The sequence below is a fragment of the Scopulibacillus darangshiensis genome, from assembly GCF_004341035.1.
In the GTDB taxonomy this organism is placed as follows: domain Bacteria; phylum Bacillota; class Bacilli; order Bacillales; family Sporolactobacillaceae; genus Scopulibacillus; species Scopulibacillus darangshiensis.
This window is the reverse complement of record NZ_SLXK01000035.1, coordinates 32349-44060: the sequence shown is the minus strand read 5'-3', so window position 1 is coordinate 44060 and position 11712 is coordinate 32349. Positions and strand designations below refer to the sequence as shown.

At 41.2% G+C, this 11712-nt stretch carries 14 protein-coding genes; 13 read left to right on the top strand and 1 reads right to left on the bottom strand.

Features of this window, described 5'->3' with window-relative positions:
- Positions 1–379: 379 nt before the first annotated feature.
- The 11 genes from EV207_RS18000 (at position 380) to rsmI (ending at position 7738) form a co-directional block, all read left to right on the top strand.
- The gene (locus tag EV207_RS18000; RefSeq protein ID WP_243647138.1) at positions 380–601 is read left to right on the top strand and encodes a sigma factor G inhibitor Gin; all 222 of its coding nucleotides are present in this window, start codon (positions 380–382) and stop codon (positions 599–601) included.
- 78 nt (positions 602–679) lie between these two features.
- On the top strand, positions 680–2158 hold the full coding sequence (locus EV207_RS17995) for an aminotransferase class I/II-fold pyridoxal phosphate-dependent enzyme (protein ID WP_243647137.1): 1479 nt from the start codon (positions 680–682) through the stop codon (positions 2156–2158).
- Positions 2159–2160: 2 nt separating this feature from the next.
- Complete coding sequence (tmk, locus tag EV207_RS17990; RefSeq protein ID WP_207902969.1) at positions 2161–2811, top strand: dTMP kinase; 651 nt, start codon at positions 2161–2163, stop codon at positions 2809–2811.
- Positions 2812–2829: 18 nt separating this feature from the next.
- Entirely contained in the window at positions 2830–3159 is a 330-nt protein-coding gene (locus tag EV207_RS17985) for a cyclic-di-AMP receptor (protein ID WP_132747535.1), read from the top strand.
- Positions 3160–3168: 9 nt separating this feature from the next.
- Positions 3169–3609, top strand: a complete 441-nt coding sequence (locus tag EV207_RS17980; RefSeq protein ID WP_132747534.1) for a YaaR family protein — start codon at positions 3169–3171, stop codon at positions 3607–3609.
- 14 nt (positions 3610–3623) lie between these two features.
- Positions 3624–4625 (top strand): DNA polymerase III subunit delta', encoded by a 1002-nt coding sequence (gene holB / locus EV207_RS17975; RefSeq protein WP_132747533.1) that lies wholly within the window; start codon positions 3624–3626, stop codon positions 4623–4625.
- A complete protein-coding gene (locus tag EV207_RS17970) occupies positions 4615–5442 on the top strand; it encodes a PSP1 domain-containing protein (protein WP_132747532.1) in 828 nt (275 codons plus the stop codon). Before holB ends, EV207_RS17970 begins: the two co-directional genes overlap by 11 nt.
- A 17-nt stretch (positions 5443–5459) precedes the next feature.
- Positions 5460–5822 carry a DNA replication initiation control protein YabA gene (yabA, locus tag EV207_RS17965; RefSeq protein WP_132747531.1) on the top strand — a complete coding sequence of 121 codons (363 nt, stop codon included), beginning with the start codon at positions 5460–5462 and terminating at the stop codon, positions 5820–5822.
- Between the two features lie 53 nt (positions 5823–5875).
- A complete protein-coding gene (locus tag EV207_RS17960; protein WP_132747530.1) occupies positions 5876–6607 on the top strand; it encodes a tRNA1(Val) (adenine(37)-N6)-methyltransferase in 732 nt (243 codons plus the stop codon).
- Positions 6597–6860, top strand: coding sequence for a GIY-YIG nuclease family protein (locus EV207_RS17955; RefSeq protein WP_132747529.1), 264 nt, complete (start codon positions 6597–6599; stop codon positions 6858–6860). The genes EV207_RS17960 and EV207_RS17955 overlap by 11 nt, the downstream gene beginning before the upstream one ends.
- Complete coding sequence (gene rsmI / locus EV207_RS17950) at positions 6857–7738, top strand: 16S rRNA (cytidine(1402)-2'-O)-methyltransferase (RefSeq protein ID WP_341539810.1); 882 nt, start codon at positions 6857–6859, stop codon at positions 7736–7738. The genes EV207_RS17955 and rsmI overlap by 4 nt, the downstream gene beginning before the upstream one ends.
- A gap of 58 nt (positions 7739–7796) precedes the next feature.
- Here rsmI and EV207_RS17945 read toward each other — a convergent pair whose 3' ends face one another.
- Positions 7797–8081, bottom strand: a complete 285-nt coding sequence (locus EV207_RS17945) for an AbrB/MazE/SpoVT family DNA-binding domain-containing protein (RefSeq protein ID WP_165887001.1) — start codon at positions 8079–8081, stop codon at positions 7797–7799.
- A gap of 634 nt (positions 8082–8715) precedes the next feature.
- On the opposite strand from EV207_RS17945, the gene metG reads away from it, so the two are divergent.
- Both metG and EV207_RS17935 read left to right on the top strand, forming a co-directional pair.
- Complete coding sequence (gene metG / locus EV207_RS17940) at positions 8716–10719, top strand: methionine--tRNA ligase (protein ID WP_132747541.1); 2004 nt, start codon at positions 8716–8718, stop codon at positions 10717–10719.
- 155 nt (positions 10720–10874) lie between these two features.
- Entirely contained in the window at positions 10875–11642 is a 768-nt protein-coding gene (locus EV207_RS17935; RefSeq protein WP_132747527.1) for a TatD family hydrolase, read from the top strand.
- Positions 11643–11712: the final 70 nt, after the last annotated feature.

Genomic DNA, 11712 nt, shown 5'->3' with positions numbered 1-11712 from the left:
TCTTCAGCGCCGATGGTAATTGGGGGCTTCCCCCTGTGAGAGTAGGACGTCGCCAGGCAAACATAGAGATAGGCTTTAGAGCCTGTCTCTTTTTTTGCATTTTATATCAAATTCGCCCAACAGCTAATTTTTATTGATGTGACAAACACGAACGGTATTAATTGCCCATATAATATAAAAACGCGTCAAAATACAATATTTATTCTATGATAATCATTGAGCTGATGAACGAATGCATAAACTGGAAAGGTTTGCAGAGTGCAGGTCATAATTTGCCTGAATCATGCCACAGTCATGCAGAAACATTTCACATAAATATTCACTTAAAGTGAATATTTATTAAAAATTTGGGCAATATGGCTAATGGAGGTGGTTGGACGTGGCAGTAACGGCGAAAAAATACACAGGGGAAACGTGTATGATATGTAATGAAAAAAAAGCAGAAGGTATTCATATTTGTGATCAATTAATCTGTGATTCTTGTCAAAAGGAAATGCTAGAGACAGATGTAAATGACATAAAGTATCATTACTACTTAAAAAAGTTATCAAAATTAAGCATACAGGTAAAGCATGCTATGGAGAGTGGGCATTCATCATGATGTCCGCTTTATTTTTTTCTCAGGGGACAAGCCTCAAGGTGAAGTGAAGGATAACGAATCATATGATAAAATATGATTATGATAGATAAGATGGTAAAGGATTATATGATGAACCAATTTAAAACGCCACTTTTGGATGCTTTAACGAGATATAAAAAGAATCAGTATTGTTCCTTTCATGTGCCCGGTCATAAAGATGGCTTAATTTTCCCTGAAAAGGGCAGGCACCTTTTTAAAGACGTTCTTTCAATTGATGGGACAGAGGTTGACGGGTTGGATGATTTGTATCAACCCATGGGGCCGATTCAGGAAGCCCAGGCATTGTTGGCTGAATATTACGGGACAATCCGCAGTTACTTTTTGGTCAATGGGTCGACGGTTGGCAATTTAACAATGGTGTTATCGACCTGTCAAAGCGGGGATCAAGTATTGGTCCAAAGAAACAGCCACAAATCCATTTTCAACGCCCTTAAACTGGCAAAGGTTGACCCCATTTTTATATCCCCAACCATTGACCCGGAAACACATCTCCCTGTGGGTATTGACGAAGGGGCTTTAACTAGGGCATTAGATCTTTATCCTGATGCCAAAGCGTTAATACTCACTTATCCTAATTATTATGGTATGGCCTCTGAATGTGTTAACAGTGTCATTCAAATGGCCCATCAAAAGGGAGTCTTGGTCCTCGTCGATGAAGCGCATGGCGCTCATTTTAAAATGGGCGGTCCTGTACCTGAAAGCACGATCGATATGGGAGCGGATGTCATCGTTCATTCCGCACATAAGACATTACCCGCAATGACGATGGGATCTTATTTGCATATTAACAGTGAGACCATCTCTATTAACAAAATTGAAAATGTATTAAGCATGCTGCAATCGTCCAGTCCGTCATATCCAATTATGGCATCATTGGATTTAGCAAGATATCATTTAGCGGCAATGCCTAAAGACCAAATGGAACGGGCACTTTTTCAAGTTGATCAATTTGCCAAAAAGTTAAACAACATCCCCCAGATTAAACGAATTCACCCAAGTCCGGGGAAATATCGGTTGGATCCTTTTAAGCATTTGCTTCGCGCGCCTGACGGGATGACAGGCTACCGGCTTCAGGATATCCTCATGGCAGCTGGGATTTATCCTGAACTAGCCGATCCTGATCACGTTTTGCTAGTATCGGGAATAGGAGATTGCATGGACGAAAAAAATCCAATTGATAGAATAAATAAATGTTTGAATGGCTTGCAGGCAATAAAAGAAAGGCAACGAGATAATTGCAACATGCCGCCCTCGGTTTCCCATCTTGAGATTGCATATGAGGACATGGCCGATTTACCCGAAAAGGCTGTACCATTAAACGAAGCAATCGGCTATGTGTTATCTGAGGATCTTATTCCCTATCCGCCTGGCATTCCATTAGTATTACAGGGCGAAAAGATGACAGCTGATGGCGTGAAGAGTGTTCAGAGCTGGCTTGCGGCAGGTGCGACATTTCAGGGCAGCAAAACTGTTCAAACAGAGAAAGTAAAAGTCTATGATATCTATGAAGGAGAATGATAGTGAAAGGGTTGTTCATAACATTTGAGGGGCCTGACGGTTCCGGAAAATCAACACAAATAAAAAAACTGGCAGACTATCTTGAGCTTTGCCAAATCCCTTATATATTAACACGGGAACCCGGCGGTACCGAAATAAGTGATGTGATCCGATCACTTATTCTGAATCCTGCATATGTTGGACTAACGGATAAAACTGAAATATTGTTATATGCTGCATCAAGAGCACAGCATGTGAAACAAAAAATTAAACCTTCACTTAAAGAAGGGAAAATCGTCTTGTGTGATCGTTTTATTGACGCATCAATTGCCTACCAGGGATACGGCCTAGGGGCGCCGATTGAGCAAGTCAAGGCTATAAATCACTATGCTTCAGAGGGCCTTGAACCTGATAGGACATATCTTATTGATATCTCACCCGAATCAGCAAGGGAGAGAATGCAGAAAAGGGCGGAAAAGGAATATAATGAGGACTTGGATCGTATTGAACAAAGGAAATATGCCTATCATCGTCGGGTACGGGAAGGATTTAAGGCCATCCGTAGCGAAAATAAACAGCGTATTTGTTTTATAAATGGTGATCAAAGTCAGGATGATGTGTTTAAAATCATTCAGGAAGACTTTATTGAATCACTAAAACAGTTTAGCAACTAAAAAAATGAGGTGAGGACATTGAAGCTTATAATGGCGGTTGTTCAGGACAAAGACAGCAATAGATTATCCTCAGCGTTAGTGAAAACGGGGTTTAAGGCGACAAAGCTTGCAAGTACCGGCGGTTTCCTCAAGTCGGGGAACACAACATTTATTATCGGTACTGATGACGAGAAAGTTGATAAGCTTTTAAATATCATTAAAGATAATTGTGAAAGCAGAGACCAGTTAGTTGCACCGGTTTCTCCCATGGGCGGAAACGCAGATTCATATGTCCCGCATCCGGTAGAGGTAGAAATCGGCGGCGCAACGGTTTTTGTCCTCTCCATCGATCAGTTTAACCAATTTTAGGAGAGTCAGATGGCTATAAAAATTCAAAAGGAACGATCGATACATGAGTCTTTAGCAAAAACATTTTCATCAGATACGAAATCGGCTACACCATTTACAAACCATATAGACAAGCAGAATGAACGGCTGCAAGCAGATATGCTTCATAAACTGCTAAGTAAAATTGACGATCAGGCCAAACGGTTGACAGTCTCAAAAACGATCAAAGATGTTCAAATCTATAAAAAATGTATCCATGAATTTATTAAAGAAGCTGTTCATCATGGGTTGGAAGCCAAACAGTCCCGTTCATGGCATCGCCTGTCGGGTCCGCATCAAACGATTGTGAAACAACTAGATGAAAAGCTTGTTGCCCTGACAAATGATGTGCTGAACAAAGAGTCAGCGCCCATCGATCTATTGAATAAAATTGGAGAAATCCGAGGGCTGCTTATTAATTTATATATATGAAAGTGTGATTGTTCATGAGTTGGAAGGAGCTTGCCCAAACACAAGCAACAGCAGCGCGAATTTTAACGAATGCCCTTACCCAAGGCCAATTAGCCCATGCTTATCTTATTGAAGGCCAAAAAGGCACAGGCAAAAGAAAAGCGGCCAAGTTGCTTTCACAAAGCTTTTTTTGCCAAAATAAAGAAGGCGCAGAGCCTTGCGGACATTGCCGGGATTGCCGACGGGTTAACTCGGGTAACCACCCCGATGTCGTATGGGTCAAACCCGATGGCCAATCAATCAAAAAGGAACAAGTGTCAAACTTGATTAAAGAATTTTCATACCGGGGTGTTGAATCGCGCAGGAAAATTTTTATTATTGAACAAGCAGACCATATGACAATACAAGCGGCGAACAGTCTCCTAAAGTTTATCGAAGAACCTAATGGTGAAACTATTGCGGTGCTAATGACAGAGCAAATGCAACAGCTTCTTGATACGATTATTTCCAGGTGCCAAATCCTGACTTTTAGGCCCCTATCGAGACAACAAATGGAGGAACAGCTCGTTGCGAAAGAATTGCCCCGTCCGCTTGCCAGGCTTAGTGCTGCATTGACTAATGATATTGAAGATGCACTTGAATACTGCAGTAATGAATGGTTTGCAGAGGCAAGGCAAAAAGTGATACAATTCATGGAAGAGCTTATCAATCAATCTCAGTCAGTGCTACTTAAGATTTATGGCAGTTTTTCTCCTCACTTTGATGACCAATCCAAGATGGATATAGGCTTGGATCTTATCTTATTATGGTACAAGGATTTAATGTCTCTCCATTTGGAAAGAATGGATGATATCATATATATAGATCAACTCGATTTATTAAATAGACAAGCCCTAAAATCCTCATTGCAGCAAGTAACGGATGATATGTCATCAGTTTTATCTGCAAAGAAACGTTTGAGTGCACATGTCAATCAACAAAGTGTGATGGAACAGCTTGTACTCATGTTACAAGGGGGGGTCTCTAATGAATTATGATGTGGTAGGTGTCCGCTTTAAAAAGGCGGGTAAAATATATTATTTTGACCCAGGGGCATTCGACATGACACAGCATGATTGTGTCATTGTCGAGACAACCAGGGGTATAGAATACGGCAGAGTTGTGATCGAAAAAAAATCTGTAGGTGAGGACGATGTTGTTCTTCCTTTAAGAAAAGTCATTCGTGTTGCAACGGAAGAGGACCGTATTCAAGTGAACAAGAACAAGGCTGACGCAGACGAAGCGTTGGATATCTGTTTGACAAAAATCTATCAGCACGAATTGGATATGAAGCTTGTTGATGTTGAATATACATTTGACAGAAATAAAATCATCTTCTATTTTACTGCTGATGGACGCGTGGATTTCCGTGAGCTTGTTAAGGATTTAGCCGCGGTCTTTAAGACAAGAATTGAATTAAGGCAGATCGGTGTAAGAGATGAGGCCAAAATGCTTGGCGGGATCGGACCATGTGGACGGATGCTCTGCTGTTCAACCTTTCTAGGTGATTTTGAACCTGTTTCAATTAAAATGGCCAAAGACCAGAATCTTTCATTAAACCCGGCAAAAATTTCGGGGGTTTGCGGCCGCCTGATGTGCTGTTTGAAGTATGAAAATGATCAGTACGAAACGGCAAAGCAGGAATTACCGGACATTGGGGAAAGAATTGTTATACATCACGGCAAGGGCCGTGTCGTCGGGCTTAATATTCTAGAGAGACTTGTCCAAATTGAGTTAAGCGAACAGGAAAAAGTGATTGAATACACATTGGATGAACTCATTGAAGAAGGGGCCATCTCTTCGCAGAGCCACTAAATAATGAGGTGGATGACTTGGAGAAGAAAGACATTTTTTCACAAGTAAGTCGATTAGAAGAGCAGATTGGCCAGCTCTATAATGAATTAGGGGATTTAAAGGCTCAGCTTGCGAGTCTTCTGGAAGAAAATCAGCATCTTAGTATTGAAAATCGCAATCTTAGACGTCATATTGAGACATTACAAAAGGAACAAACGGAAGAGAAAGAGAATCGTCAGCAATCTCGAAAAAAGGAAATGTCGAAACCCGAAGTCGGTGAAGGGTACGATAACCTTGCCAGGCTTTACCAAGAAGGGTTTCATATTTGCAACCTTCATTACGGCAGCCTCCGTAAAGAAGGCGACTGTCTTTTCTGCTTATCTTTTTTGAATAAGAAGTAAAGCCTTTCCCTTGAGTGGAAAGGCTATTTTTACATAAAAAGGAATGACCTGTCATGACTACTGTTGGTGAAAATGAGCGGGTGGATAATCTATTTGATACAAATTTAAAGGTAATTCAATCGAACGATGTATTCGCCTTTTCTTTAGATGCCGTATTATTGTCGAGATTTGTTTATGTACCGATTCAAAAGGGTAAACTTATCGATCTATGTACTGGTAATGGCGCGATACCGATCATGTTAACGACACGAACGAAAGGAACATTAACCGGAATCGAACTCCAGCAAAGAATTTATGATATGGCTTTAAGAAGCGCCTCCTTAAATGGATTGGATGACCGTATTTCATTTATATGTGACGATGTGAAAAATGCCCCGGAGCGGCTTGGGAAGCATCAATTCGATATTGTAACATGCAATCCCCCGTATTTTCCGGCCCATCAGGCACGAGATCGTAACGTAAATGAACATATTGCCATTGCCCGGCATGAAATACATATTACATTAGAAGAGGTTATATCCATCGCAGGTGAGCTCTTAAAACAAAAAGGGAAGGCTGCTTTCGTCCATCGGCCGGAACGTCTTATTGAGATTATTTCTTCTATGAAAAAAAACAAAGTTGAGCCCAAACGAATTCAATTTGTTCATCCGAAAAAAGGAAAAGCAGCAAATATGGTATTAATTGAAGGAACAAAGGATGGAAAGGAAGGCATAACGGTCCTGCCGCCGATTCATGTCTATGATGAAAACGGTAATTATACGGAGGATATACGAAATGGCGGATAATAAAACATATGCAGTGTATATTCTTGAATGTGCCGACGGGAGTTATTATACAGGTTATACAACAAATGTGGAGCGGCGGCTGAAAGTTCATTCTGATGGTAAGGGAGCAAAATATACCCGCATACGCAGACCCCTATCACTTATTTATGAAGAATGGTTTGATGATAAATCCGAAGCGCTCAAAAGGGAGCATGCCATAAAGAAATTGTCAAAGAGGCAAAAGGTCGAGCTAGTAAAGGGGGCAAAAGCATGATGTTGTTACAAGAAAGCTTTCAAAATAAAGAGAGGAGCGGTATGCTTTACCTAGTACCGACACCAATCGGGAATTTGGATGATATAACCATGCGGGCGCTCAAAATATTAAAATCTGCTGATATGATTGCTGCTGAAGATACAAGGCAGACATTAAAGCTTTGCAACCATTTTGAAATCCAGACATCCTTAGTCAGTTACCACGAGCATAATAAAACGGTTAGCGGTGAAAAGATTTTGAAGGCGCTAAAAGAAGGTGCAAACGTTGCTCTTGTGTCAGATGCCGGCACACCAGCCGTGTCTGACCCGGGATACGAATTAGTTGTGAGCTGCGTAGAAGAAGGGGTCCCCGTTATACCGCTTCCGGGTTCAAATGCCGCAGTGACTAGCCTGATTGCTTCAGGGCTTCCAACGGATCACTTTTTGTTTTATGGTTTTTTGCCCAGGTCCAAAAAGGAAAAAGAAGCTGCTTTGGAGGAAATATCCCAATTCCCCTATACCTTAATTTTCTACGAATCCCCTTTTAGAATAAAGGACACCTTGGCCGCTGCATTCAAAACATTGGGCAACCGAAAGGCAGCCTTTGCGAGAGAATTAACCAAAAGATACGAAACCTTTGTAAGAGGTGACCTTGAGAGGTTGATTGAACATTTGTCGAATCAAGATATAAAGGGTGAATGTTGTCTTATTATTGAGGGGTCCAAAGAATCGGCTGATACGGAGACGAACGAATGGTGGCGTGAATTGACGATTGGGGAGCATGTCGATCATTATGTAAAGGTCAAGGCACTCTCAAGTAAAGAGGCGATTAAAAAGGTTGCAAAAGAACGTCAGCAGCCAAAGCGGGACATTTATCAAGCCTATCACGTTGACAATTAGCATTAAAATAACCCTGCAGGCATGAAAATTCATGCTAAGCAGGGTTATTTTTGATGACTTACTTTTTTAAGTAGCCCTCGATCTCTTTCATCACTTCTTCAGCGCCTTCTTTGCTTAAGATAAGCTTACCGCCGCCAATGTTCAGGTTATCGTCGGAAACGTCGCCAGTAATTTGACATGTCATGCTAGGCTTGTACTTTTTAAGGATAATTTTATCGTCATCAACATAGATTTCTAATGCATCTTTTTCATTGATTCCTAGAGTGCGGCGAAGCTCAATTGGTATAACCACGCGGCCGAGTTCGTCAACTTTTCTTACAATACCTGTTGATTTCATGAATATTTCTCCTCCTAAGTTCAAATTCCGTCATAATTCGACAATATTTGCTTTCTTTTAATAATACCAGTGTTTCCCAAACGGGTCAATGTTTTTCTTTTGAAAATTTAGTGCTTTTATCTGCTAAAGTTCACTAGCTCCTGAATAACCGGACAATGATGCGGATTATATAGTTTTCTAGATTTTCAAAGGACAGTTAAGCACCTCCTTTTGTTTACATTATTCGACAGCAATTTATTTTTTGTACAATCCATTTTAAAAAAATATAACTGTAGAAAGTTAATAATGAAAAAATTTACATGATTCGCACTCCGTATGTAAGGATTTTAACATTAATTACCTACCTTTTGTAATAGTAAAATAACCCATTTCACGGTAACGCGGGAAAAAGGATTTGTCGGAAGCATTAAAGTGCCAAAAGTCTTGGTATTCTTGACATTAGCGCTGCGGATTAGTATAGTTTTGAGCAGGAGACGGAGGCTACCTCTGCCTCAAAATTGGTATTTTTGTGTTAATAAGAAAGTGTAAATTTTCTTACGCACAACAATGTGACTACACTTCGTTTCGTCACAAGCCAGCACAGAAGTTTATTCGTCGCCGTAGGCTTGCAGCTAAGGCTTTCGCCATTTAAGGCTTGGCGATAAGCCAAGTTTTCTTTAGGAGGTTAAGGACAGTGGAAAATCGAAGGTCATTCTATATCACAACCCCGATATATTATCCAAGTGGAAAATTACATATCGGACATGCTTATACCACAGTAGCGGGCGACGCGATGGCTCGCTACAAACGGTTAAGGGGATACGATGTCATGTACCTTACCGGGACAGATGAGCATGGCCAAAAGATCCAAAGAAAGGCGGATGCTGAGGGAATATCTCCGCAAGAATATGTCGATAAAATGGCAGAAGGGATCCAAAGGCTTTGGAAAAAACTCGAAATTAGCAATAGTGATTTCATTCGAACGACGGAAGAAAGACATAGAAAGCCTGTGCAAAAAATCTTTAAACAGCTGTTAGACCAGGGTGACATCTATCTAGGGGAATACGAGGGCTGGTATTGTACATCTTGTGAATCTTACTTTACTGAAAGACAGCTTGACGATGGAAAATGCCCTGATTGCGGCGGGCCGGTTGAAAAGGTTAAAGAGGAATCCTACTTTTTCAAGATGAGTAAGTATGCTGATCGACTTTTGAAATATTATGAAGAACATCCGGATTTTATCCAGCCGGAGTCAAGAAAGAAAGAAATGATCAATAACTTCATCAAACCGGGTCTTGAGGATTTAGCTGTATCCAGAACGGCTTTTAACTGGGGAGTTGAAGTTCCGAATGATCCGAAGCATGTTGTCTATGTTTGGATAGATGCCTTATCCAATTACATTACAGCTCTAGGATATGGTACCGACAACGATGAGCGCTTCCAAAAATATTGGCCAGCGGATGTTCATTTAATGAGCAAGGAAATCGTTCGCTTTCATACGATTTATTGGCCAATTATATTAATGGCCCTTGACTTGCCGCTGCCAAAGAAGGTCTTTGCCCACGGCTGGCTGTTAATGAAAGATGGAAAGATGTCCAAATCAAAAGGCAATGTTGTGGACCCTGAACCTCTGATTGACCGTTACGGTTTGGATGCACTACGGTATTACTTGCTTCGAGAGGTACCGTTTGGTTCAGATGGCGTTTTCACACCTGAGGGTTTTGTCGAAAGGGTGAACTACGACCTTGCCAATGATCTGGGGAATTTATTAAACAGAACTGTGGCCATGGTGCAAAAGTACTTTGACGGTCACGTACCGTCCTATAATGGCAATGCAACTGATTTTGACCAAAGCCTCCGAGTTTTTGTCCTGGAAACGGTGAAAAAGGCAGAGAATGAAATGGAAAATCTGCAATTCTCCGTTGCTTTGTCGGCTATTTGGCAGTTGGTCAGCCGAACAAACAAATATATAGATGAAACCGAGCCCTGGGTCCTTGCTAAAAGTGAAGAAAACCGCAATAAATTGGCTTCAGTCATGGCACATCTTGTCGAGTCTTTACGAGCGATTGCGATTTTGATCCAGCCCTTCTTTACAAACACACCGCAAAAGATTTTCAGCCAAATCGGCGTGAGTGAAGATGCACATAAGTCTTGGGACAGCCTGCATGAATTTGGGTTATCGGATGGAAACTGGAAGGTCGAGAAAGGTCAGCCAATCTTTCCGCGTCTTGATGTTAAAGAAGAAATCGCCTATATTGTCGGGAAAATGAGAGGGACTGCCCCTGTTGCAGAAACAAAAACAGCAGCAAAAGAAGACAAGGTTCCAGAAGCCCCTGAATCGGATCATATAATGATCGATGATTTCGCCAAAGTTGACCTAAGGGTTGCTGAAGTGTTAGAAGCTGAGAAGGTTAAAAAAGCTGACAAGCTGCTTAAGCTAAAGCTTGACCTTGGTTTTGAAAAAAGGCAAGTCGTTTCAGGAATTGCCAAGTATTATTCCCCAGAGGAGCTGGTTGGCAAAAAAGTCATTGTTGTAGCCAATTTAAAACCCGTAAAACTCAGAGGAGAGGTATCTGAAGGCATGATTTTGGCCGGGGAGGAAAATGGAAAGCTGAAGCTAGCCACAATCGATGACTCCCTGCCAAATGGTTCAAAAGTAAAATAATTAGTAGTAAGGAGGTGGTGTAACATTATTGCCATCTCCTTTAATATTTGTTACATACTCTTAATATTTTGACATGCCGCTGTTGTATGCGAAATGTGAAATTGTGTTAAACTAGCTAGGACTTTATAATTGGTCCTTTATGGAGGATACATACGATGTTATTTGATACACACACACATATTAATGCTGAACAATTTAAAGATGACTTTGCCGACATGCTTGTCCGGGCAAAGGAAGCCGGAGTAGTTAATATGGTTGTTGTCGGTTTTGACCAACAGACCATTAAGGACGCCATGGCTATTGCGGAAGAATACGAGCATATCTATGCTGCTGTTGGCTGGCATCCCGTTGATGCCATCGATATGACGGATGATGATCTGCAGTGGATTGAAGAGCTATCCAAACATCCAAAGGTTGTAGCCATCGGGGAAATGGGGCTGGATTATCACTGGGATAAGTCACCGAAAGATATCCAGAAGGATGTTTTTAGAAAACAAATTCGACTCGCGAAAAAAGTAAAACTGCCGATTATTATTCATAACCGGGAAGCAACAGAAGATATCCTTGAAATTCTGAAAGATGAGCATGCTGAAGAGGTTGGCGGTGTGATGCATTGCTTTAGTTCAGATTGGGAAACAGCCAAACAATGTCTTGACATGAATTTTTACATAGGCTTTGGCGGCCCTGTGACATTTAAGAATGCACAGTTGCCAAAAGAAGTGGCTGCCCAAGTGCCGCTGGACCGGCTCTTAGTTGAGACGGATTGTCCATATCTTAGCCCTCATCCTTATAGGGGAAAAAGAAATGAACCAGCACGCGTCAAGCTCATCGCCGAGAAAATTGCGGAACTTAAAGGATTGTCTTATGAAGTGCTTGCAAAAAAAACGTCCGACAATGCCAAACAATTTTTTGGCTTAAAATAAATGATATTCAGCCCCAATTCGACAAATACCATCCAGGTTCATGTTAAAGTGAGTTGGAATAGTAGTTTTT

Excerpts from the sequence above, each read along its gene's own strand:
- EV207_RS17970 (WP_132747532.1), top strand. The coding sequence starts at position 4,615 with ATGAATTATGATGTGGTAGGTGTCCGCTTTAAAAAGGCGGGTAAAATA.
- rsmI (WP_341539810.1), top strand. The coding sequence starts at position 6,857 with ATGATGTTGTTACAAGAAAGCTTTCAAAATAAAGAGAGGAGCGGTATG.
- EV207_RS17955 (WP_132747529.1), top strand. The coding sequence starts at position 6,597 with ATGGCGGATAATAAAACATATGCAGTGTATATTCTTGAATGTGCCGAC.
- EV207_RS17995 (WP_243647137.1), top strand. The coding sequence starts at position 680 with ATGATAGATAAGATGGTAAAGGATTATATGATGAACCAATTTAAAACG.
- EV207_RS17980 (WP_132747534.1), top strand. The coding sequence starts at position 3,169 with ATGGCTATAAAAATTCAAAAGGAACGATCGATACATGAGTCTTTAGCA.
- holB (WP_132747533.1), top strand. The coding sequence starts at position 3,624 with ATGAGTTGGAAGGAGCTTGCCCAAACACAAGCAACAGCAGCGCGAATT.
- EV207_RS17960 (WP_132747530.1), top strand. The coding sequence starts at position 5,876 with ATGACTACTGTTGGTGAAAATGAGCGGGTGGATAATCTATTTGATACA.
- EV207_RS17935 (WP_132747527.1), top strand. The coding sequence starts at position 10,875 with ATGTTATTTGATACACACACACATATTAATGCTGAACAATTTAAAGAT.